At 61.7% G+C, this 23261-nt stretch carries 23 protein-coding genes and 1 pseudogene; 6 read left to right on the top strand and 18 right to left on the bottom strand.

The genetic code is table 11. The features are described from left to right. Positions 1-29: 29 nt before the first annotated feature. The 8 genes from HWY30_RS21975 to HWY30_RS22010 all read right to left on the bottom strand — a co-directional run bounded on the left by HWY30_RS21975 (position 30) and on the right by HWY30_RS22010 (position 7319). Positions 30-1016: a type II secretion system F family protein gene (locus HWY30_RS21975; RefSeq protein ID WP_244144958.1), complete on the bottom strand. Its 987-nt coding sequence runs from the start codon at positions 1014-1016 to the stop codon at positions 30-32. Next, entirely contained in the window at positions 1013-2428 is a 1416-nt protein-coding gene (locus HWY30_RS21980) for a TadA family conjugal transfer-associated ATPase (RefSeq protein WP_167368754.1), read from the bottom strand. Before HWY30_RS21980 ends, HWY30_RS21975 begins: the two co-directional genes overlap by 4 nt. Next, the gene (locus HWY30_RS21985; RefSeq protein WP_244144959.1) at positions 2428-3654 is read right to left on the bottom strand and encodes a CpaE/TadZ family protein; all 1227 of its coding nucleotides are present in this window, start codon (positions 3652-3654) and stop codon (positions 2428-2430) included. The genes HWY30_RS21980 and HWY30_RS21985 overlap by 1 nt, the downstream gene beginning before the upstream one ends. A 36-nt stretch (positions 3655-3690) precedes the next feature. Then, positions 3691-4065 (bottom strand): CpaD family pilus assembly lipoprotein, encoded by a 375-nt coding sequence (locus tag HWY30_RS21990; RefSeq protein ID WP_244144960.1) that lies wholly within the window; start codon positions 4063-4065, stop codon positions 3691-3693. 11 nt (positions 4066-4076) lie between these two features. Continuing rightward, complete coding sequence (locus HWY30_RS21995; protein WP_244144961.1) at positions 4077-5438, bottom strand: type II and III secretion system protein family protein; 1362 nt, start codon at positions 5436-5438, stop codon at positions 4077-4079. A 137-nt stretch (positions 5439-5575) separates the two neighbouring features. After that, complete coding sequence (gene cpaB, locus HWY30_RS22000) at positions 5576-6520, bottom strand: Flp pilus assembly protein CpaB (RefSeq protein WP_090809299.1); 945 nt, start codon at positions 6518-6520, stop codon at positions 5576-5578. Positions 6521-6544: 24 nt separating this feature from the next. Further along, on the bottom strand, positions 6545-7072 hold the full coding sequence (locus HWY30_RS22005) for an A24 family peptidase (protein ID WP_090809297.1): 528 nt from the start codon (positions 7070-7072) through the stop codon (positions 6545-6547). A 64-nt stretch (positions 7073-7136) separates the two neighbouring features. Next, on the bottom strand, positions 7137-7319 hold the full coding sequence (locus HWY30_RS22010; protein WP_425199393.1) for a Flp family type IVb pilin: 183 nt from the start codon (positions 7317-7319) through the stop codon (positions 7137-7139). Positions 7320-8158: 839 nt separating this feature from the next. Between HWY30_RS22010 and HWY30_RS22015 the strand changes: the two genes are divergently transcribed. After that, positions 8159-8740 (top strand): IMPACT family protein, encoded by a 582-nt coding sequence (locus HWY30_RS22015; protein WP_090809295.1) that lies wholly within the window; start codon positions 8159-8161, stop codon positions 8738-8740. Between the two features lie 98 nt (positions 8741-8838). Here the strand turns inward: HWY30_RS22015 and HWY30_RS22020 are convergent, their stop codons facing one another. Next, positions 8839-9081, bottom strand: coding sequence for a hypothetical protein (locus HWY30_RS22020; RefSeq protein ID WP_176078926.1), 243 nt, complete (start codon positions 9079-9081; stop codon positions 8839-8841). Here HWY30_RS22020 and HWY30_RS22025 point away from each other — a divergent pair. The 3 genes and pseudogenes from HWY30_RS22025 to HWY30_RS22035 all read left to right on the top strand — a co-directional run bounded on the left by HWY30_RS22025 (position 8993) and on the right by HWY30_RS22035 (position 11250). Beyond that, positions 8993-9541 (top strand): hypothetical protein, encoded by a 549-nt coding sequence (locus HWY30_RS22025; RefSeq protein WP_176078929.1) that lies wholly within the window; start codon positions 8993-8995, stop codon positions 9539-9541. The genes HWY30_RS22020 and HWY30_RS22025 overlap by 89 nt on opposite strands. A 10-nt stretch (positions 9542-9551) precedes the next feature. After that, positions 9552-10106: pseudogene (locus HWY30_RS22030) on the top strand (LysE family translocator); the annotation flags it as partial. 166 nt (positions 10107-10272) lie between these two features. Then, positions 10273-11250: a 2-dehydropantoate 2-reductase gene (locus tag HWY30_RS22035; RefSeq protein ID WP_090809291.1), complete on the top strand. Its 978-nt coding sequence runs from the start codon at positions 10273-10275 to the stop codon at positions 11248-11250. Positions 11251-11336: 86 nt separating this feature from the next. Here the strand turns inward: HWY30_RS22035 and HWY30_RS22040 are convergent, their stop codons facing one another. The 3 genes from HWY30_RS22040 to oxlT all read right to left on the bottom strand — a co-directional run bounded on the left by HWY30_RS22040 (position 11337) and on the right by oxlT (position 15245). Then, positions 11337-12788 (bottom strand): aldehyde dehydrogenase family protein, encoded by a 1452-nt coding sequence (locus HWY30_RS22040; protein WP_090809289.1) that lies wholly within the window; start codon positions 12786-12788, stop codon positions 11337-11339. Between the two features lie 93 nt (positions 12789-12881). Continuing rightward, entirely contained in the window at positions 12882-13865 is a 984-nt protein-coding gene (locus tag HWY30_RS22045) for a LysR family transcriptional regulator (RefSeq protein WP_090809287.1), read from the bottom strand. 30 nt (positions 13866-13895) lie between these two features. Then, on the bottom strand, positions 13896-15245 hold the full coding sequence (oxlT, locus tag HWY30_RS22050; protein WP_090809285.1) for an oxalate/formate MFS antiporter: 1350 nt from the start codon (positions 15243-15245) through the stop codon (positions 13896-13898). 370 nt (positions 15246-15615) lie between these two features. Between oxlT and HWY30_RS22055 the strand changes: the two genes are divergently transcribed. Both HWY30_RS22055 and HWY30_RS22060 read left to right on the top strand, forming a co-directional pair. Then, positions 15616-16563, top strand: coding sequence for a LysR family transcriptional regulator (locus HWY30_RS22055; protein ID WP_090809283.1), 948 nt, complete (start codon positions 15616-15618; stop codon positions 16561-16563). 96 nt (positions 16564-16659) lie between these two features. Beyond that, positions 16660-16980, top strand: a complete 321-nt coding sequence (locus tag HWY30_RS22060; RefSeq protein ID WP_090809281.1) for an HAD family hydrolase — start codon at positions 16660-16662, stop codon at positions 16978-16980. Between the two features lie 90 nt (positions 16981-17070). Here HWY30_RS22060 and HWY30_RS22065 read toward each other — a convergent pair whose 3' ends face one another. The 6 genes from HWY30_RS22065 to HWY30_RS22090 all read right to left on the bottom strand — a co-directional run bounded on the left by HWY30_RS22065 (position 17071) and on the right by HWY30_RS22090 (position 23204). Further along, positions 17071-17916: an NAD(P)(+) transhydrogenase (Re/Si-specific) subunit beta gene (locus HWY30_RS22065; protein ID WP_244144962.1), complete on the bottom strand. Its 846-nt coding sequence runs from the start codon at positions 17914-17916 to the stop codon at positions 17071-17073. Positions 17917-17970: 54 nt separating this feature from the next. After that, entirely contained in the window at positions 17971-18786 is an 816-nt protein-coding gene (locus HWY30_RS22070; RefSeq protein ID WP_090809277.1) for a fumarylacetoacetate hydrolase family protein, read from the bottom strand. Between the two features lie 9 nt (positions 18787-18795). After that, positions 18796-20043: a formyl-CoA transferase gene (gene frc / locus HWY30_RS22075; protein ID WP_090809275.1), complete on the bottom strand. Its 1248-nt coding sequence runs from the start codon at positions 20041-20043 to the stop codon at positions 18796-18798. Between the two features lie 24 nt (positions 20044-20067). Next, positions 20068-21831 (bottom strand): thiamine pyrophosphate-binding protein, encoded by a 1764-nt coding sequence (locus HWY30_RS22080; protein WP_090809273.1) that lies wholly within the window; start codon positions 21829-21831, stop codon positions 20068-20070. A gap of 457 nt (positions 21832-22288) precedes the next feature. Next, entirely contained in the window at positions 22289-23008 is a 720-nt protein-coding gene (locus HWY30_RS22085; RefSeq protein WP_090809271.1) for a GntR family transcriptional regulator, read from the bottom strand. Further along, complete coding sequence (locus HWY30_RS22090; protein ID WP_090809269.1) at positions 22986-23204, bottom strand: hypothetical protein; 219 nt, start codon at positions 23202-23204, stop codon at positions 22986-22988. The genes HWY30_RS22085 and HWY30_RS22090 overlap by 23 nt, the downstream gene beginning before the upstream one ends. Between the last annotated feature and the right edge of the window lie 57 nt (positions 23205-23261).

The following is a 23261-nucleotide window of genomic DNA, read 5'->3' on the forward strand; positions in this document are numbered from 1 at the left end:
ATTGGCCAGCTGATCAATACGCATCGTGCTCATCGCGAGGTATCCAGGTTGGCGATCTTGTTGATGACTGCAACGCCCGCGACGATCGCCGTCACGGCGAAGGTCAGAATGGAATGGCCGGTCGGCGTGGTGAACAGCAGCATGATGTAGGCGCGATTCAACATGTACAGCGACACCACGATGAGAACGGGAATGGCTGCCAGGATCTTGACCGTGATCCGCGTCTCCGCCGTCAACGCTTTGGTCTTCTGACGAATTTCGCGGCGGGCACGCACTATCCCAGCCAGGTTCTCGAGCGTTTCGCCCAGTTGTCCGCCCGTTTCGCGCTGCAGCAGCAAGCACACGCAAAAAAAGGAAAAATCGGCCACGTGAACGCGATGTACCGCCGCGCTCAGCACTTCCCCCAGATCCATCCCGAGCTGGAGCGAATCGCCAATGCGCTTGAACTCGCCGGCCAGTGGCTGTGTTGACTCCTGAGCCACCATGGGCAATACCTTGACCACGGGAATCCCGGCGCGCACCGCACGCACGATCATGTCGATCGCATCCGGCAACGCTGCCAGAAAGCCTTCACGGAAACGGTCGACGAACATCTGGTAGATGCGCTGCGCGGCGAACACAGGCAACGCGAGCGCAAGCAGGATCTGGACAATGGCTGGTGTCGACGTGAACCGCGGGATCGCCAGTGCCACACCCAATGCGACGATGCTGCCGGCTATCACGACTGGCAGCCCGCGCGGCGCGACCGTGCGCAAGCGGTCGCGCCGCGCACGAAGCCACGCGATCACGATATGTGTCTCTTCAGCGTGGCCTAACGCATGCCCTTTGATAATCGCTTGTACGTCGCTCGAAGCCGTCGCGCCAAACGCTGTTTCCGCAGGCATCGCCGCGATGCGTGCGCGGATCAACGCATCGGGGCGCTGATTGCGCAGGTCCTGCCAGACCATATGCATGATGCCGATGATCACCGCACAGAGGAAAGCGGCGATCGTGGCGAGGTTGACGATCGCGCTCACGCAACGGCCTCCAGCAAGGCTTCCTCGAGGCCGTAGTAAGAGGCCCGCTCGGTGAATGCCGGCCGCAGGTGTCCGTTTTCGAAGTTGCCCTTCACCTCTGCTTCGTAGGCTGTGACGTCGTAACGGAAGGCGAACAGATCCTGAGTGATGATCACGTCGCCCTCCATACCCGCAACCTCGGTCACGCGTGTCAACCGGCGGATACCGTCGCGCATCCGCTCGACCTGGACGATCAGGTGCAGCGCGCTTGCGATCTGCCGCCGGATCGACATCAACGGGAGATTGCCGTTGGCAATCGTCACCATGCTTTCGAGCCGGGTCAGGCTATCGCGCGGCGTATTGGCGTGGATCGTGGTCATCGAACCATCGTGACCCGTGTTCATCGCCTGAAGCACATCGAAAGCTTCCTCGCCGCGCGTTTCGCCGAGGATGATGCGGTCGGGGCGCATCCGCAGCGCGTTCTTCACCAGATCGCGCTGATCGACGCCACCCATCCCCTCGGTGTTTTCGGGGCGCGTCTCGAGGCTGACCACGTGAGGCTGCTGCAATTGAAGTTCCGCCGCGTCCTCGATCGTTACGATGCGCTCGCCGTGATTGATGAAATGCGATAGCGCATTGAGCAACGTGGTCTTGCCGGAACCCGTGCCGCCCGAGACCAGCACGTTCAGGCGGCAGGTCACCGCGATCTTCAGCACGTGCGCCATGGCGAGGGACATGTTGCCCTGATTGACCATGTGCTGGAGGGTGAGCTTGCGCTTGGAAAATTTACGAATGGAGATCGCGGGCCCGCGCAATGCGAGCGGCGGCAGTACCACGTTGACCCGGCTGCCGTCCGGCAACCGGGCATCCACCATCGGGCTGCTCTCGTCGACGCGTCGGCCAATCGCCGCCGCGATGCGCTGCGCCACGGTGGTCACGTGCGCATTGTCGCGGAACCTGTACGGTGTGATTTCCAGCTTACCGCGCCGTTCGATGTAGACCTGATCGGGGCCGTTGACGAGGATATCGGTCACCGTCTCATCGGCGAACAGCGGCTCGATCGGCCCTAGTCCGAACATGTCGTTGAGCAGTTCCTCGACGATCTGCCCTTGTTCGGAAAGCGGAATGTTCAGGCGCTCGCGCTCGATGATCGCGGCAACCAACGGCTCGAGTTCGGGCTTGAGTTGCTCACGGCTATAACTGAGCACCAAAGAGGCATTCATGGTCGACAGCACGGCATTGCGCACCGTCCTGTACGTTTCCGAGCGCACGAGCGACGTGTCGGAAGCTGCATTCGTGTCGTTCTGAACCAAGGCGGCGAGAGACCGCCGCAACGCGTTCTCGTCGATCTGCGCCTTGGGTTCGAGCGTTTCGATATCGCCCTCGGTGGGCGCGGGGGCCGGTTCGGCGATGCGTTTTTGACCAAATTGCATCACTTCCTCGACTTGAGTCGTTGCCACAGGCCCGATTGCACAACCGTGTTCTGGTTGTTGCCGGTCAGATCGCCGGACAGATGCATGATGATCTGCTCGAACGCTTCGGTCTTGCCGGCGGCTACCGGCGCGCCGACATTCTCGGCAATCGCGAGCGCGCGGCGTTCGAACGGCACCTCGGCCAGCACAGCCCGGCCAATGGACGCCTCGAAGTCGCCCGGCTCGACCTTGCCCGCTGTCGCCATGTTCGGATTGTTTAGCAATACAGACGTAACGGGACTGTCGCTACTGCAGGTTTCGATATACCGGATCAGCCGGCTGGTCTCATGGACTGCATGGACCGACCGGTCCGCCACCACGTAGCTTCGCCCGGCGCGGCGGAACGCCTCGTGGGCCAGCGGATCGGCGCGCTCGCCGATATCAAGGAATACGTAGTGGAAACTCGACACCAATATATCCAGCACTTTCTCTAGCGCGCCCTCCCCGAACGGGCGCTCGTCGTTCCATCCCATTTGCGCGGACAACATCAGTAGCCGCGAACTCTCCACGGACTGCATCGCACGCTCGAGATAGGCGGGGTCGAGCCGATTGACGTTCTGCAGCACATCGAGCAGACCGTTATTGCTCCTCAGGCCAACCATGCTTGGGGCAGCCCCACCGTGCAGGTTCAGGTCCAGATACACCACGCGACGTCGCGAGCGGGCCAGGTTGCGAGCGAGGTTGATCGCGATCGTGGTCGTGCCTACCCCACCGCGCGCGCCAACGAACGCGAGCACCTTGCCAGCCCGTGCTTGCGACACCGGCATCGCGCGGCCCTCGCGCAGGTTCAGCGTGCGCTTGAGCAGTCCGACCGTCAGCGGCTTGACCAGATATTCGCCCACGCCGATGCCGAGCAGGCTACGGTACAAGCCGACATCGTTGCGCTCGCCCAGCGCGATCACCTGCACCGACGGCTCGCAGACGCTGGCGAGCCGAGCCAGATCCGAAAGCGGCATTTCGGAGCTTTGCAGATCGACGAGCAGCAGTTTCGGCGAGTGCTCCATGCTGGACAGGCGAGCGATGGCTTCCTCGATGCCGCCCTCCGCGATGTAGGTATGCGGCAGGGCCTCGTCCAGAACGAAGCTTTTCAGTACCTGCTCGGACTCGCGGTCGGCGACGAAGGCGACGAAGTCGGCGGCAACCCCGTCGGACCTGGCGGGCTTGATGAGGGATCCAATCATGCTCATGTGAAATCCGGGGGCGAAGTGGGTTGGGTCCTGTCGTTACTTCGCGTTGCGCGAAGATTGCTTGTCGAGCGGCGTGACCTTGTCCTGCTCGTAGCGGCGCATCGCATCGGCTGCCACGGCCGCATCGGCCGGCCCCATGGGTCCAGGCTGCTCCAGATCGCGTGGATGCGCGATCTGCGCGGCCAGGTTGGTGTAGGTCGCGCACCCCCATGCCACCGAGGGCTGCCGCAGGCCGCCGTCGGTCAGCCCGGATGGCACGGCGAGCTGCCTGCAATCCGGCGGCACGACCTGGCCATCGTCGTGGCGGATGACCGAGGCATCGGGCATATCGAACGGCGGCTGGAAACACCCGCCCAGCAGCGTGACGAGCAGACCGAGCGGAGCAAACAGCATCCTGAATCGCGTTGTCATGGTCGTTCCGATCAATAGATGTATCCGGCCCGGCCCACCAGACGCGGCTGGGTGTCGGCGTCCGCGACGGGCGCCTTGGCGCCCGCCGAACCATAGGTGTGCTGGAAGCTGTACTCGAGGTCACCCACTGGCTGCATAACCGAATCCAGCGGGGTACGCAGTTTGTCCGGACTGACCGGCTCGACCAGATACGGCGTCACGATGATGACCAGTTCGGACTTGTTGTTCTGGTAGTTGCTCGACGAAAACAGCTTGCCGAGTACCGGGATCGAGCCGAGGCCGGGTATCTGCGAAATGGTGTTGCTCGTATTGTTCTGCAGCAAACCCGCGATGGCGAAGCTCTGACCGCTGCCGAGTTCGACCGTGGTATTCGCGCTGCGCACGCTTAGGCCCGGGATCGTGATGCCGCCAGTGGTAACGCTGACCGACGAGTCGATCTGGCTCACTTCAGGCCGGACCTTGAGGCTGATCCGATTGTCGTTGAGCACGGTCGGCGTGAAGTCCAGCTTCACACCGAACTGCTTGAACTCGACATCGATCGCGCCGTTGGTCTGCGAAACCGGAATCGGAAACTCCCCGCCCGCGAGAAAACTGGCGGTCTGACCAGACAACGCCACGAGATTCGGCTCGGCCAGCATCGTCAGCAATCCTTCCTGATGGAGCGCGTCCAGCAGCATCTGGATGTTCCAGTGGCTCGTCGCGAAACCGGTCAGCAGAGAAAACGCACCGTTCGTCGCCAGATTGACCGGCGAACCGCCGTTGCTACTCGAGCCAGTCGTATTGAGAATGCCGCGACCGTTAAACAGCCCCGTCTGCCAATTGCCAGGGAGGCCGAGCGATTGCCAGTTCACGCCTAGTTGCTGGGTGACGGTACGGTCGACTTCGGAAATGCGCACGCGTAGTTGCACCTGCAACGGATGCGCGATCGTCATGCGATTCACGAGCACCTGCTTTTCCGCCAGGTACGGCGTAATCATCTGCACCACGGCATCCGCGACATCCGATCCCGACACTTCGCCCGAGACCTGCAGCGATCCTGGCCCGGCGTTGAGCCGCAGATTAGCGTCCGGGAAGCGCGCTGCCATCATGCGGCGCAGCGTGTCCAGATCGGCGCCGACCACAACGCTGCGCTTGAGCAACTGCACGCCGTTCGCCGTCAGCGCGAACAGGGTTGTCGTGCCGGCCTTCTTGCCGAGTAGCACCAGTACGCGCGGCGTCGGCATGTGTACGTCGGCCACCTCCGGATCGGCCACGAATACCGAACTGGCATCCTGATTGAGACGCACGAGCACCTCCTGGCCAGCTGTCACGCTCACGCTGCCGCCGGCGTCGGCATGCTCACTCGCGCGGATCGGTACGGGCTTCTGTGCCATATATGTCGGTGGAAGCTTTCTCAGCTGCGCTTGCGCTCCGACAGCCATTCCCAGCCCGACGGCGAACACCACCGCGCGTGCGACCTTGGGCCATTTCCCTGGCGCTACCCCGGTCAGATAAATTGGTTTCATATTTCTTATTGCGGCATGGGCTGGGTCGGAAGCGGAGGTACATGACCACCGCCCGGTAACGGCACGCTCGAATCCTCGGCCAGATTTTTTTGCGAACCGCGATAAACCATCACGCTATGGCCTAGGACGGCACTCTGCGGCTTATTGCTCGCCGGTCGTGGCAGCTCGCGCACAGCACGCGAAATATCGCCGGCCCAGACGGGTCCGGGCGGTGCGGAAGCCGCGTCGGCGGAATCGGCGCCAGGATCGCGGCTAGCCACGGCAAAGCTGCGCAGGGCAAGCGACAAGCTACCGAGCCGCGCCGCCACGGACACCACCTCTGCCCTCTCCGGTGAGACTTCCAGCGTGACGGTGCGCGCCCGGTTGCCCGAATCGGACGGATTGCCGTCGGCCTTCGGACGCTGAATGACCGAGCCGACGGCCAGCACGCGCACGTGCTGAACGATGGTTTCGCTCGCCACCGCTAGCACCGGCTCGTCGGTACGGTTGCTCATCTGTTGGGTCAGCAACAGGTCCACGTAGTCGCCCGGCTCAATCAGACCGGCATTGCCCGAGACATCGTCGATCGCAACCGACACCGCCCGCATGCCCGGTTTCAGCGTAGCGGCCAGAAAACCCGGCGCGCCCGGAGGGATGACCTCATCCGCCAGGACCGCCTGGCCAGTCGACACGGCTTGACGTAACAGCGCGCCTTTCAGTTCGACTGTATTCGCCGTATCGCCGTCGATCACCGCGCCGGCCGGCACGCTCGCCGCCGGCGTGTCCTTCCAGGCGAGATCGGCCTCTCGCAGCAGCAGGCCGGCGGGAAGATCGGCGGCCGCCACGCGGACCCGTTTCATGGCTGGAGGCTGAACGTGCTGCGCCGTCGCGGTTTGGACAACGAAACGCACGATCACCGCCACAAGCAGTGCGCCCAGCAGAAGAGCTGCCAGCTTTATGATCTTGGACATATAGGCAGAGGCCGAAGTCGTTTTCTAGTGCTTCACAAAGTGCGTTATCGCCCAAGGCAACCAGAGCGGTAACAGAATTGCCGCGCTGCCACCCGCAGCAAGCGCGACCCCGTACGGCACCCCGCGCCGACAGGAAAAGAATGCAAGACCGCGCATTGGTCCGAAGCACGCAGCGGGATCGAGCCGACGTGTCGCGAGGCCAAGCAGTGCAACGAGCAATCCGGTCAAAGCGACCAGCATCAGCGTCGACGTCGCGACCAGCAGGTTGCTACCGACCCATAGGCCGATGGCTGCAACCAGCTTGACGTCTCCGCCGCCCAGCATGTTCATCAGGTAGAGTCCAACGCACAGCACACCTACTACAGCCGCAACCAGCACATGCTCCCCGGTCGCAGACAACGACATTTGCGCGAGCACCGCATCGGCAAAGAACAGAATGGCGACCGCCAGTACGCCCTTGTTGGGCAAACGGCGGTCGCGTACATCCATCACTGCAAGCCACCCCAGCGTTCCCACCGCCGCCAGCCGGACCACGAGTGAAAGCACGGACATCGCCACCTCTCATTGAACTCGCGAAACGCGGGTGAATTCGGGGGGGGGGGGAACCTTAATTTAATTAGGTGGTTGCGCTAACAATCGTGCTGCTCAGATTCTGGAAGCCCGACTGAAGCCCGCTCGAAAGAAAAGCGACGCCGGCGACGACTGCCGCCACGATGATCCCTGCCAGAATTGCGTACTCCAGCGCGGTCACGCCGCGCTCGTCGCGCGCGAACTTTTTGACGAATTGCCGAATTTTCATATAGCCCCCTCAAAAATACTGTTGGTCAATAGCCAAGATTTTCCGGTCGTTGCGGACCAGCACTTATCGTAGCCGCGCGAACTGGATACCCCGGGCGGAAAAGACGGGAAAAACCCGCTCAATTCGGCTCATGGAATGCAACCAGGATTGAGTAAGATCCTTACCGTCTCATCTTTTAACGGCAGGCATTTGGGAAACTTTACTGAATAAATGATTAGTGCATTCCCGGATTGCAAGAAGACTTGTAATTGACGCAATTATTACCGATTTTTCCGCAACGATTTGCGGCCAAACGTTTGCGCTAGCCCGTTGCAGAAAAATTAGTAGAAACACGGACATAAGATGAGCAGTCGTGCATTGACGAATCACCGAATTGTATGAAGTTATATATCTGCTCACGTGAAGCGCGTTTTATCTCGCGAGGGTCAGCGATCAAACGTTTGAGTCGAAACGTTACCGATTCAATGGGCAAAAAACTGGATAGAAGCGGATTATCAGTGCATCTCCAATCATGAAGTTAAACTCGATTTCACGAACCGTGTTTTTTGCGCAATGTTCAGCGATCAAACGTTTGCGTCAACGCGTCATGAGAATAATTGGCGGAAAATTTGATAGGAACAGATCAATGATGCATCAGCAAATTCGCAGGACGGCCACACCCGATTTTCGTGAAATGCAGCCCTTGTTTCGTACAATGATCACCAGCTTGATGCGCATGCACAATTGCCCCATCTGAGCCCGCAGTCCATATCGCACCCGATCCATCCGGGTCCACCCAAGCGGGACGAAGCCATCCCATCAACCAATTGATTTTATTGACATAACGGATCTCGACCAACGTGAGTCACACCGTCTCAACCACAGCGTCTGCAGAACTCGAGATTCGCAAGAGCCGCTTCATCGCGTACGCGATCCCGGTCGCCGACCGCGATGCCGCGATGGCCGAATTGCAGCGTCTGCGCGAACAACATCCGGCCGCGACGCATGTGTGCTGGGCGCTGCTCGCGGGCGGCCAATCCGGCATGTCCGACGACGGCGAGCCGTCCGGTACCGCTGGCCGGCCGATTCTCGAAGTGCTGCGGCATCACGATCTGGATGGCGTGCTCGCGGCCGTCGTGCGCTATTACGGCGGGGTGAAACTCGGCGCGGGCGGTCTGGTGCGCGCGTACACCGATGCGATCGCATCCGCGCTGCTCGACGCGCCGCGCGTCGAGAGGATTGCTCAGGTTTCGCTGGGCGTCGAAGTGAGTTATGCCGACGAAGCCAAAATTCGCCGATGGATGGACGCCGAAGGCTATACGCTCGTGGACAGCGCCTACGGCATGCTGGTGAAGATGACGATGCGCGTGCCCGTCAATGCGCTCGAGGACGCCAAGCGAGCGCTGATCGATATCACGCAGGGAAAGGCAGGCTTTTTCTAACCGCCTCAGGTCCTGGCCTTGCGCGGCGGAATCCCGACAACAGTGCCGACAACAGTGCGAACGCACGGTGCGCGCAACCCATTTCACATTGTTCTCATCTACTGCCCGGCCCCGATCCGAAGGTCGACGGTCCGGTTCGCTGCTACCATGCTGTTCTCCACCGGGATGACTCCACTTAAAAGGGCAATTCCTCTGACTTCGACCGCCGCTTTCTCCCGCATGGCTGCCGCGCGTTCGCCGTTGAGATCCGTCATGCTCAAGGGCTGCGGCGCCGTACTGCTGCCCACGCTGCTATCCGCGTGCTCATGGTCATGGTTCGGCCTCAACAGCAGCGCCAGCATGACGCACGCGAAAGTCCACGGCACCGGGTCGCTCAGCGTCGCCCCTGCGCGCGACTTCGCGTATCTGCCCGCGCGCGACGGTCATATTTCGCCGAACCGCATCGAAAATACCGCGATGACCGGGCTCGTGCTGAAAGACGATATCAGCCTCGTCGTGCGCGATGACGTCGTGAAAAGCCTGCGAGTGGCCGGTTTCCGAATCGACGACAACAAGCGCGTGCTCAGCGGCCGCATCGAAACATTCACGGTGGACGACACGCGCTCGCCGGCGTTGTGGACGCTGAAGATGCGCTACGTTGTCATCGATGCGGCGACCCAGAAAGTGATGTTCACGACCACACGCACCGTGAAGCAAAAGTCGCCGAAATTCACCAGCAATACGATCGCGATCGAAGACACGGTCAAGCTCAGCGTCGATGCATTGATCGACGATCCTGGCTTCATCAAGGCCGTGAACTGAATGCGCGGCCAGCCGGCTGCTTTCGATCAACGTGGCCGCGCGCCATGGCTTCATGAAGGCTTTCGTCGGCGGCACCGGCCGGCTGCTCGCCTTCGCGATGATGCTCGCGCTCGCCGCGACCGGTCTCGCCGTCGTGCTGCACGCGTCCGAATGGATCTTTCTCGCGATCAAACTCGCGGGCGCCGCATATCTGATCTGGCTCGCCATCCAGTTGTGGCGCAGCGATGCCCCCGCCATCGATACGTCGCAACCGCAGGACGCGGCACTCACGCGAATTGCACGGCAAGAGTTCTTCGTGGCCGCGGGCAATCCGAAGGCGATTCTGGTTTTCACCGCGTTTCTACCGCAATTCGTCGACGTCGCGCAGCCGATACTGCCGCAATTCGCCGCGCTCGGCGCGAGCTTTCTGGTACTCGAATGGGTCGCGATTGCACTGTATTCGTGGGCCGGCATGTATCTCGGAAAGTGGCTCATGCGCGCGAAGATCCGCCGCTGGTTCAATCGCTGTTGCGGCGGCTTTCTGGCGGCGATCGGCGTGAGTTTTCTGCTGTTTCGGCGCGGATAAGGTATGTAGGATCGCGGCCTTTTCATAACCAATCGCTAATACATCGACAGAGAAACTTTAACTATCAGCATTCGTCGCTCCACCTTATGCTCGAACCGTGACCGGCCGCGAGGTACTGCAATGCGGCATTGGGCGAACGGCTTTTTCATCGTCACGGAGCGACATCATGAAGATCTGCATCTTCGGAGCGGGAGCGATTGGCGGTTTAATGGGCGTGCAATTGGCACGCGCCGGCGCGGACGTGAGTTTCATCGCGCGCGGCCCGCATCTGGCAGCGATGCGCGAACACGGCGCGCGCCTCATCATGGATGGCGAAACATTCAGCGCGCCGGTGCGCTGCACCTCCGATCCACGTGAGCTTGGCGTCCAGGACTTCGTCATCGTCACGCTCAAGGCGCATTCGCTGCCTGGCGTGGTCGACACGATGCAACCGCTGCTCGGCAAGCACACGGCGATCGTCACCGGCGTCAACGGCATTCCATATTGGTACTTCTATCAGCACGGCGGGCGCTTTGCCGGCACTCGGCTGACGAGCGTCGACCCCGACGGTTCGCAATGGACCAAGCTCGGACCCGAGCGCGCGATTGGCTGCGTACTCTATCCGGCGGCGGAGATCGTCGAACCGGGGGTGATCAAACACGTGTACGGCAAGAAGTTTCCCATCGGCGAACCCAGTGGCGAGCGCACCCCGCGCATTGAGCAATTGCACGAGATCATGCAGGCAGCCGGCTTCGAAGCGCCGATTCGCGACAACATTCGCGACGAAATCTGGCTCAAGCTATGGGGTAATCTGTGCTTCAACCCGATTAGCGCATTGACGCATGCAACGCTCGATGTGCTCACGAGTGACCCGGGCACGCGCGCGGTCTCACGCACGATGATGCTCGAAGCGAAGCGAATCGCGGATCAGTTCGGCGTGCACTTTCGCGTCGATGTGGAAAGGCGTATTGATGGCGCGGGTGCGGTCGGTGCGCACAAGACATCAACGCTCGTCGATCTCGAGCACCGCAGGCCGATGGAAATCGATCCTTTATTGACCGTCGTGCAGGAAATGGGGCGACTCGTTGCCGAACCGACACCCACTATCGACGTCGTTCTCGCACTGATCAAATTGCGCGAGAAGATGGCTTTACAGGGCAATTGACCGAGTACTCGTCAATTCCTTTTCGTCTTGCAACACGGCCTGAAGGATCGGATGCCATGCATCCGATCCTTTTTTCGCATTGGACGTTATTGATCGATCGCCACCCACACCGCCTTCGGTTCCGTGAAGTTCTCGATCGCGACATCGCCATGCTCGCGACCGAAGCCCGAATCGCCAGCACCGCCCCACGGCAAACGCACGTCCGTATAGCCGTAGGTGTTGATCCACACCGTGCCCGCCTTCAGGTCGCGCGCCACGCGATGCACGCGGCTCAAGTCAGCGCTCCACACGCCAGCCGCGAGACTGTACGACGTGCCATTGGCGATTCGGATCGCGTCCGCTTCGTCGTTGAAACGGATCACGCTCGCCACCGGCCCGAAGATTTCTTCCTGCGAAATGCGCATTTCGTGCTCGACATTCGCGAACACGGTTGGCTCGACGAAAAAGCCGCGATCGCCGAGGCGCGCGCCACCCGTCACGAGCGAGGCACCTTCCGAGCGTCCCGTGTCGACATAGCTCAATACGGTCTTCATCTGCGCGGCCGAAATCAGCGGTCCCATCGACGTTTCGCGCAGCGACGGGTCGCCGACCTTGATCGACTTCGCGCGCGTGGCCAGGCGCTCGACCACTTCGTCATACACGTCGCGATGCGCGAGTATCCGCGACCCGGCGGAGCACACTTGCCCCGTATTGAAGAACACGCCCGACGCCGCGGCTCGCACCGCATTGTCGAGATTCGCGTCGGCAAAAATCACGTTGGCCGACTTGCCGCCGAGTTCCAGCGTCACGCGTTTGAAGTTGCCCGCCGCGCCCTGCAGGATGCCTCGTCCGACCGAAGGCGAACCGGTGAAGGTGACCTTGTCGATACCGGGATGCGAGACCATCGCGTCGCCCACCACGCTGCCTTTGCCGGTGACGATGTTGAGCACGCCCGGCGGCACGCCCGCTTCGAGCGCCAGCTCGCCGATGCGCAACGCGGTGAGCGGCGTGATCTCGGCGGGCTTGACGATCAGCGTGCAACCGCATGCGAGCGCGGGCGCGATCTTCCACATGCCGATCATCAGCGGAAAATTCCACGGCACGATTGCGGCGACCACGCCGACAGGTTCGCGCAACGTATAGGTCAATGCATCGGGACGCGTCGGCACCACCTGGCCGTTGATCTTGTCGCACCAGCCTGCGTAGTATTCGACGGTATCGATCGCGGCGGGCACGTCCTGACGCATCACCGCGCCAATCGGCTTGCCGCCGTCGAGACTCTCGAGCGCGGCGAGTTCTTCCATGTTCTCGCGCATCAGGCCCGCGAGACGTTGCAGGATGCGCCCGCGTTCGGCGGCCCGAATCGAATTCCATACTTTCAATGCGCCGCGCGCGGCGCGCACCGCGGCATCGACGTCGGCGGCGCTGCCTTGCGCCACCCGTGCGATCGGCTCCTCGGTCGCGGGGTTGATGTCGACGGAATATTCCCCGCTGCCTGGCGGCATGCGCTTGCCGTCGATCAGCAGATCATGGTGCCTGAGATCGGTCTGGATTTCCATCATGAAGCTCCTTGAGTAGGACGTTATGTGGTTGACTGACGGCGCATCGATCGAATGCCGCGCGTCGCGCAAGCTTTTTGCGTCGGCCCCTGTCTAAGGTTCCGGCAACAGGCTTTGCCGCACGGACCGCCAGTTGAAGCTTGGCGTCGCGGCTGCGGCAGGCGCTTCGTTCGCGATCGGCGAATGATCTGTCGTCGACGCAACGAACTGCGCCCACGCAGCAGCCGCATTGGGACGAAGCGAGCGATTTCTGCGGTGCACGAGTACCGTCGTCAATGCCGTTTCGGGGACCAGCGGACGACTCACCAACGAAGCGCCCGGCGAAGGCCAATGCGCATCGACAGGCAATACGCCGACACCCAGTCCCAATTCGACCATGCGCGCTACCGTCGCAACATGTCCGAGTTCCTGCAACGGCCGGCGCTTCGATCCGTTCGCGGCGAGTACCGGTGCGAGCGCGGCACGCACGCCAGTATCGGCATTCAGCGTTATCAGCGGACATTCGCGCAACGCGTGCCATCCGATGCTGTCTTGCCGCGCTAGCGGATGCGCGGATGGAAGCACCGCATGCAGTGGCGTAGTGAAAAGTACCTGAGCGTGCAGTAGAGGACTATCGACAGGTACAGTCACACAGACCGCGCCGAAATCCACCTCGCCCTGCTCGACACTGGCCAGTACGCTGCTTTGAGGTTGATCCTTGACCGATACGACCAGCTCGGGAAAAACCGACGCGCACTGCGCCAAAGCCCGCGGCACCCAGCCCGATGACAACACCGGATTACTCGCGAATAAGACGACGCCCGTGTGTCCGTCATAAGCAGCGCGCTCTTCGAGCAGCGTCAACTCGATTTCGTCGAGCAGCCGGCCAATTCTTCTCTCGAGACTCGCACCCGCATTCGTCAGTTCGACCTGGCGTGTCGTGCGATCGAACAGCTTCAATTCGACCGCGTCTTCCAGTTCACGCACGCAACGGCTCACGGCCGACTGCGTCAGATCGAACTCGCGCGCCGCGCGCGTGAAACTGCGCTCGCGCGCGACCGCGACGAATACCTTGAGTTGCTGCAGCGAAACATTCATGGCTTCGGTTCCGGGCGCGCGACGCTCACGTTATTCGCCAGACTGTTCGGGCCAGTGACTCATTCGCGACGCATTGCCATTGCCATGACCCGCGACGGCCAGCGCGCCCTGAGGTTCGTTGTGCGATTCGATCCAACGCGCGCGCATCGGCTTGAGGATGAACTTCGCGCAAATGCCGGCTGCGATCGTGATGACGGCGGCAAAGACGAAGACAAGGCTCCAGCCGCCCGTCGCCGCGAGTATGGACGCGATCGGAACCAGCAACGAGGCCGTGCCCTTCGCGGTGTACAACGTGCCGGCATTGGCGGCCGCGTACTTGCTGCCGAACGTATCGGCGCAAGTCGCCGGGAAGATCGAGAAGATCTCGCCCCAGAACAGGAAGATCAGCGCGGCAAAAACCATGAACGCATACGGATTGCTGCCGAACTGCATCATGCCGAGCAACGCGAGCCCCTCGCCGACGAAGATCACGAACATCGTGTTTTCACGGCCGATCTTGTCGGAGATGAAGCCGCACAGCGGACGCGTCAAGCCGTTGAAGATATTGTCGATCGACAGCGTGAGGGTCAGCAGCGGCAACGTCGCGCCGAAGACCGTCATCGGAATGCGCGCTATGCCCCAGTCTTTCGCGATCGGGCCGATCTGCGCGGTCGCCATCAAGCCGCCCGCCGCGACCGCGACGAACGACGCGTAGATCACCCAGAACACTGGCGTTCTGATCATCTGGCGCGAGGTGAAATCGACCTTCGACACTGCGAAGCGGCTCTTGCGTACCCCTGGCTGACGCAAGATCGGCCGCGTCAGGAGCATCGCGAGCAGCAGAATGCTGACGCCTTGCACGATGCCGAAGAACAGGAACGTCTCTTCATAGCCGCGGCGCGTAATCATGTTCGCAATCGGAATCACCGTCAGCGCCGCGCCTGCGCCAAAGCCCGCGGCCGTCAAACCCGCGGCGAGACCGCGCCGGTCGGGAAACCATTTGAGCGCGTTGCCGACGCATGTTCCATACACACCGCCCGCGCCTATCCCGCCAATCACCGCGGCGAAATACAACATGCCGAGCGTGGTCGCATGCGAATTGAGAATCCACGACAAACCCGCGCATACCGCGCCGGCTGCCACCACCGGGCGCGGCCCGAATCGATCGACGAGCCAGCCCTCGAACGGCACGAGCCACGTCTCGGTCAGAATGAAGATCGAGAACGCGAGCTGGATCGACGCCTCGCTCCAGTGATGCCGCGCATGCATAGGGGCCACGAATAACGTCCACGCATATTGCAGATTCGCCACCAGCGCCATGCATACCATGCCGATGACGAGTTGCCACCATCGGTTACGCCAGGACATACGGGTCGTCGATTGCTGGGTGATATCGTTCATGAGCCTTGTCTCCACTATTTATTTAGTGCAGCCGGCTTACGCGCCGCGCTGGATGTGTCCCGCCTTATCGTTATGGCCCGAGAACATCGCCATTCGGGAAAAATCTCAATTGACGCTTTTGTGTTTCCGCAGATGCCCGAACTCGTCTTCTATAAAATTCTTGCTTTATTCCGACCAGAACCACGCTTCAGCCGGTAAGCATTACAGGTTATTCCCCGCTATCAAGTCCGCCACACCACATATCTATGCGTTAACCCGCGTATTACAGCGGCTATTCGGCTTCTTATACGTGTCATGCTAGGGTCATTGCTGAATTACTCATAATTAAAGTTTGTTATTATGTTGATTCACGTTTCCTTATACATCGACCATGACGATGCGCAATGCAACTCTGCGGCAACTGAAGGTCTTTGAAACGGTAGCGCGCCACCTGAGTTTTTCCCGCGCCGCGGAGGAATTGCATCTGACTCAGCCGGCCGTTTCCACCCAGGTCCGGCAACTCGAGGAACATGCGGGGCTGCCTTTGTTCGAGCAACTCGGCAAGAAGATCTATCTGACGCCGGCCGGCACGGAAATGCTCCACTACAGCCGCGCGATCATGCAGCAGTTCCATGAAGTCGACGAAGCGATGAGCCAGTTGAAGGGCGTCTCCGGCGGCAAACTGAATGTTGCGGTGATTAGCGCGGGCGACTATTTCTTTCCGCGCCTTCTCGCCGAATTCACGCGTCGCTATTCGGGTGTGGATCTCAATCTCGCGGTACACAACCGCGAAGAACTGCTTCATCAACTGGCGACCAATCAGACCGACCTCGCGGTCATGGTGCGTCCGCCGCACGAAACCGACGCGACCAATGAACCGTTCGCGCCGCACCCGTACGTGATCGTCGCGGCGCCCACTCATCCGCTTGCGCACAAGCGCAATATCCGCTTCAGTCAACTCGCGAACGAAGCGTTCATCGTGCGCGAACGCGGCTCGGACACGTGGAATTCGATGGAAGAAGGTTTTGCCGGCCGGCTGTCCAATCTGAAGATTGCGATGGAGATCAAGAGCACCGAGACGATCAAGCAGGCGGTCATCGCCGGCATGGGCATCGCGTTTCTGTCCGCCCATACGATCAGCCTCGAATTGCAACTGGGTCATCTGGTCGTGCTCGACGTCGAAACCTTTCCGGTCATGCTCAATTGGTATGTCGTGCATCGGAAGAACAAGCGTCTGCCACCGGTTGCCGTCGCCTTCAAACGCTTCCTGATGGAGGAAGGCGCCAATCTGATCGAAAAGATCACCCGCGTGAGGGAACTGAGCGTGCATAAGCCGTAGGCTATGGAAAGCCAATAAAACTTTAACTATTGCAAATCGATCGCGACTTCTATGCTGCAAGCGAGTTCTTTCACTTGCGAGCCGAGGAGGCCAATCATGAACCACGCTCCGGTTGAATCCCGTATCAGTACACGCAACGCTCGCACAGCGGCGGCGGATCACGAAGACCAACCCGACGATGCGCACCTGAGCGCCTACAATGCCGCGTTCAGCGATCTTGGGCTGCGGTTTCGCTGGGACCGTGCGACGCTCGACATGCTGAAAGAGTTCAATGGCGAGTTGGCGCGAATCACCGCTTATATCGAGCGCTATCACAGCCACCTGCATCGGGCGTACGATGCCGACTTTCTCGCGCAACTGATTCTGCATAGGAAGACGCAGTACTACAGCGAATTCGCCGCGACCGTGGGCGACTAGAAGCATCGAAAAAGACTCGGGCGGCGGGATCATCGTCCCGCCGTCTTCGCTATTGGCAATCCGGTCTCCTGGCGGCGCATGCATCATTGATCAGCGACGTGTAGTGAAATGAACCGGCCGCTCGTGCGCGCATTGGCGTGCATAGTCGCGCTGGCGGCCGTTGCCGCGTCTACCATCACGCCCATCCCGACTATCTGCAGAGGCGCTCACGCGCATCATCGCCGGCGTGACATCGCGAAGCGCCCACGTCTGCTCTTCCCCGCCATGCCACTCGATGTTCGCGAGCAGGCCCGGCTTGCCGATCGCCAGGCCATCGCTACGCGCGGCGAAGGCATACATGCGCGCCGCGCAACTGACGCGATTCGCCGCGTGAGCGGGATCGGCCGAGTACTCGCGGCTCAGCATCAGATGCACGCCCATTGCCAACGCCAGCGCGCCCGTCGCGAGCAATGCCGCGAGTCCGAACGGCTGTGCCTGTTCAGTGACGAAGCCGTAACCGAGCCATCCGCATAAAAACAGCGCAAACAGATTGACGACGTGATGTCCCGGCCGCGCGAGCGCCTCGAGTTGCAATGCGCCGCGCAGCTTGCAGAACGCAATCGCCGAGATCGCAAAGAGCAGCGCGCCGATCAACACGGCTGCAAACAGTTCGATGCGTTCGCTGTTCTCGCGCGCCGCTGCCAACAGGTAGCGCGTAAAGCCTGTCGACGCGACCGCCAAACCGATGCCGCTGCCAAGCAATGCAAGCATCCGGGGCCTGCGTGTCAGATCGCGTTCGCGCACGCATGAATGCCGCTGCGCCGAACGTCGGCCGAACTGTCGTCGCGAGAGCGCGGCCAACGCCACCATCAGCACCGCAATCAACGCCGCGGCGACAGTCACGGCGAGCAGCCACAACAGGTCCATCCACACGGCACTCCCACAGGCTTGCGGCATGCGTGATCCTCCGTGATGCGATGAAAAGGCAAGAGCCGCGAGGTCCGGCCCTCGTCAACCGACGTTCGCGGTATCGCCCGATCGCCGTGGCTCGTCGCGCTGCGCCGCGCTCAAGGTATTGGTCAGCGTGCCTATCCCATCGATCGTGATCGAGACCGTTGCACCGTCCTTGATCGACCCCACGCCCACCGAGGTGCCGCACGCAATCACGTCGCCGGGTTCGAGCGTCAGATCCTGCGATATCAGACTCACCTGCTCGGCCGGCGAAAAGACCATATCGGCGAGCGGATAGTTCTGACGCTCGGCGCCGTCGAGCGTGGTCAGGAGGCGCGCCGCCCGCCAGTCGAAACCGGAGACGATGGCCGGACCCAGGCAACAGAAGGTATCGAAGCTCTTCGCGCGACACCACTGCGGAAAATGCGGATTCTCGTTAAGCAGATCGGCGGCGGTGACGTCGTTGACGAGCGTGTAGCCGAAGATCGCCGCCTCTGCCTGTTGCGCATCCACGTCGCGGCAACGCTGGCCGATCACGATGCCGAGTTCGCCTTCGTAGACGATCTTGCCCGCGTAGTGATGCGGCCGGCGGATCGGCTCGCCCGCGCCGATCACCGACGCCGCCGGCTTCAGCAGAAACAGCGGATGCGTGGGCACGGGTTTGTCGAGCTTCGTCGCGAGCGCGTGATAGTTATTCCACAGCGCGACGATCTTGCCGGGCGCGCACGGCGCCAACGGCGTCAATGCGCGCAGCGACAGTACCGCGCCGGTCGGCACCGGCTGCGCGAGACTTTCGTACTCGTGCAGATAGGCGCCTTCGACACGGCCGAACACGATGCCGCCGTCGCCCGACATGAACCGCATCCACGTCTGCATGCCTCGCTCCTAGATTGCGCCCGCCGTGCGCAGCGCCGTGATCTGCTCGGCCGAATAACCGAGCTCGGCCATCACTTCATCGGTATGTTCGCCAAGCAGCGGCGAGCGTTTGACGTCGGTCGGGCTGTCGGACAGCTTGATGGGATTGCCCACTGTCAGATACTTGCCGCGCTTCGGATGATCGACTTCGACGATCGTGCCGGTTTTGCGCAGCGACGGCTCCGCGGCAATTTCCTTCATCGACAGGATCGGGCCGCACGGAATGTCGTATCCGTTCAGGATCTGCATCGCCTCGAACTTGGTCTTCGTCATCGTCCAGCGTTCGATTTCGGCGAAGATCTCCTTCAAGCGGGGCAGGCGCGCGGGCGCCGTCGCGTAGTCGGGGTCCGTGGCCCACTCCTCCTTGCCGATCACGTTGCAGATCTTCGCCCACACGGGCGCCTGCGTGATGAAGTAGATATAGGCGTTGGGGTCGGTCTCCCACCCTTTGCATTTCAGAATCCAGCCCGGCTGGCCGCCGCCCGACGCATTGCCCGCGCGCGGCACCGCTTCGCCGAACGTGCCGTTCGGATATTGCGGATACTCCTTCATCACGCCGGTACGGTCGAGCCGCTGCTGGTCTCGCAGTTTGACGCGGCACAGATTGAGCACGCCGTCCTGCATGGCCGCGAGCACGCGCTGGCCGCGTCCGGTATGCGTGCGTTGATAGAGCGCAGTGACGATGCCGAGCGCGAGATGCAGCCCCGTGCCGCTGTCGCCGATCTGCGCGCCGGTCACGACCGGCGGGCCGTCGTCGAAGCCGGTGGTCGACGCCGCGCCGCCCGCGCATTGCGCGACGTTTTCATAGACTTTGCAGTCCTCGTAAGGACCGGGACCGAAGCCCTTCACCGAGGCGACGATCATGCGCGGATTCAATTCCTGAATCCGCTCCCACGTAAAGCCCATCCGGTCGAGCGCGCCCGGTGCGAAGTTTTCGACCAGTACGTCGCATTTCTGGATCAGCGCTTCGAGCACCTGCTTGCCTTCCGGATGCTTGGTGTCGATCGTGACCGAGCGCTTGTTGTGATTGAGCATCGTGAAGTACAGGCTATCCACGTCGGGAATATCGCGCAGCTGCTCGCGCGTGATGTCGCCCGCGCCTGCCCGTTCCACCTTGATCACGTCCGCGCCGAACCATGCGAGCAATTGCGTGCAGGTCGGCCCCGATTGCACATGCGTGAAATCGAGGATGCGCACACCGTCGAGTGCCTTGGCCATGTCGTATCTCCTGAACGATGAGGGTTATTTGTACATGGTCTGGTTCTTCGTGCCCGGTGCGTACTCGCGCGGGTCGACCCAGATGTTGACCACCGCCGAGCGGCCGGTGCGATGAATCGCTTCGCGCGCACGCTGTAGCGCGCTCGCGATCTGCGCGGGATCGCGCACTTCCTCGCCATAGCCGCCGAGCATTTCGGCGAATTTGCTGAACGGCACGTCGCCGAGCAGATTGCCGACGTTGCCGCGTTCTTCGCCGTATTTGGCAAGCTGGCCGTAGCGGATCTGGTTCATCGCCGAGTTGTTGCCGATCACCGCGAGATACGGTGCGCCGAAGCGGTTCGCGGTTTCCATGTCGAACGCGGTCATGCCGAACGAGCCGTCGCCGTAATAGCAGAGCACTTCCTTGTGCGGGTGCGCGAGCTTCGCCGCGAGCGCGAAGCCGGTGCCGACGCCGAGCGAGCCGAGCGCGCCGGGGTCCATCCACTGACCGGGGCGGCGCGGGCGCACCGCTTGCGCGGAGATCGTCACGACGTCGCCGCCGTCGCCGATATAGACGGTGTCGTCGGACAGGAATTCGTTGAGTTCGTACGCGACACGATACGGATGAATCGGCGTGCTGTTCGAGCGGAACAGCGGCATCAGTTTTTCGGTTGCGCTCGCTTCGGCGTCGCGCAACTGCGCCATCCATTTGCGGCGCGCCTGACGCTTGTCGTCCTTGATACGACCGCTCGCGGCCTGCAGCACCGCGGCGAGAATCGCGCCCGGATCGCCGACCAGACCCAGATCGATATCGCGATTCTTGCCGACGGTTCGATAGTCCATATCGATCTGCACCAGCGTCAATTCCTTGCTGATGCGTCGGCCGTAACCCATGCGGAAATCGAACGGCGTGCCGACCACGATCAGCACGTCGGCATTCGCAAACGCCTGCGAACGCGTGCGATCGAAATGATGCGGATCGCCCGGCGGCAGCAGCCCGCGGCTCGCGCCATTGAAATAGCCGGGAATCTCGATGCCGCGCAGCAGCGCGATCGCTTCCTCGTGACCGCGCGCGGTCCACACCTGCTGGCCGTACAGGATCGCGGGGCGTTCCGCATCGACGAGAATGTCCGCCAGTTTCTCGATGTCGCGCGGGTCACCGATCGATTTCGTCGACGCGCGATAGCGGCCCGGCCGCGGCACGATCGCGCGCGACACGTCGACTTCGCGGTCGAGCACGTCGCGCGGAATTTCCAGGTAGGCGGGACCGGGCGCGCCGTTGAAGCATTCGCGCGCGGCCATCGAGATCATGTCCGCGATGCGCTCGGTGCTCGACACGCTCGCGGCGAACTTCGTGATCGGCGCCATGATGTCGACGTGCGGCAGGTCCTGCAGCGAGCCCATCTTGTGCTGCGTCAGCGCGCCCTGCCCGCCGATGTGCAGGATCGGGCTTTCCGAGCGGAACGCGGTCGCGATGCCGGTCACCGCGTTCGTGCAGCCGGGGCCGGCGGTCGTCACCACGCAGCCGAGCTTGCCGGTCTGGCGCGCGTAGCCGTCGGCCGCGTGCGCGGCGACCTGCTCGTGGCGCACGTCGATGATGCGGATGCCTTCGTCGACGCAGCCGTCGTAGATATCGATGATGTGGCCGCCGCACAGCGTGAAGATCGTGTCGACCCCCTCGTTTTTCAGCGCCTTTGCGACCAGATGGCCGCCCGACACGACGCCCGCGTCGCGGGTCTTCTGCTTGAGCGTGTCGTCGGCGGTCGTGGTGGCCGTGGCCGGACTCAGGGATGAAACAACTGCAGACATAGTCATCTCCTCATCAATCGGATGTGCAACGGTTATCGACGGACGCGTCCGCTTCGATATACGTCCGGTTGCACCGACGTCTCACGGCTTCGAAGATACCGTATGTGATATATCACGTTCCTTCAAGGCCGATTTCGAGACATAGACGGCGCGAAGTTTGTGCTGCTCGAGCTTGCCAGCCGCAGCTTTGCGCCGAATCTACAAGGCTCTGCGGCAGTCATTTCAAGGGAAAACACCAGGTCGTGCGTTCCACCGGTCATTGTTGATATATCACATACCATATTTTCATGACCGTCAAGCAAGGTCTATCCCGCAGCGCGGCGGCGACCCCGTTTTGTTTGCCGTTCGCCGCCGCGCGACCTGCGCATCGCTCGAAGTGCGCGCACGCAAAAAAGCCCGCGGTGCTTGCACTCGCGGGCTTTTCGCCATCAGCAGCCAGGCAGCGTCTACGCCGCCATCAATCGAGGAAATCGCAATTGGCTTCGACGAACGCCGCGAGATCGAGCGAATGCTGGCGCGTGAGCCGCTCGGCGAGTTCGGTATCGCGCTTTTCGAGCGCCTCGATGATGCGCAGATGATCGACGATAGAGCGCGCGGCCCGGTCGCTCTGCGAGATGGTCATGCGCCGGATCGCGCGCACGTGGATGAAGATGTTCTTGATCGTGTCGAGAATGATCTGCGACTTCGACAGCTCGACGATCGCCTGATGAAACGCGATGTTCGCGTCCGAATACTCGGCGATATGCTCGGCCGGCGTCGTGTCGCGGAAATTGTCGAACATATGGCGCAAGCGGCCGATTTCCTCGTCGGTCGCATGCAGCGTGGCGAGCCGCGCGGCCATGCTTTCGAGCGCGGCCCACATCTGGATCATCTCGACGATTTCGCGTTTGCTCTTGCGCACGATGTAGATGCCACGCCGCGGCACCATGCGCAGGAAGCCTTCCTGCTCGAGCAGCGTCATCGCTTCGCGCACCGGCGTGCGGCTCACGCCGAGCGATTCGCTGAGCACGCGCTCGTCGAGACGGATTTCTTCGCGATTCTGGTAGATATCCGCGTCGGCGATTGCCTGACGCAGCATCGTATAGGCCTGATCGCGCAAGCTCGCACTCGCGCCGATTGGCTGCAACGACAGGGTCAACGGGGTGGCCACTGTTTCAGTTGGAAGTTCTGACGACATTCATCGCCTCTGCTTGAACACGCGCGCGATTCGGCGCCGCCGTTTTGCCGCGCTGCTCGCCCAGACCCACGAAGCGGCCATGTTGCGATGCAGGTGCAGCGACCGATTCGGGAATCCAGTCGGTCAGCAGAACGGTGGCGGCACAGCCCAACCCAACGACGGCCACGGCGAACAGCGCAAGAGGCACGAATTCCACGTGTAACTCCGGATGATTGAGAAGATTGATCCCTCAATCATATGCTGCAACGCCGCA

Origin of the sequence: Paraburkholderia tuberum STM678 (assembly GCF_902833905.1) — a bacterium.
Taxonomy (GTDB): Bacteria; Pseudomonadota; Gammaproteobacteria; order Burkholderiales; family Burkholderiaceae; genus Paraburkholderia; species Paraburkholderia tuberum.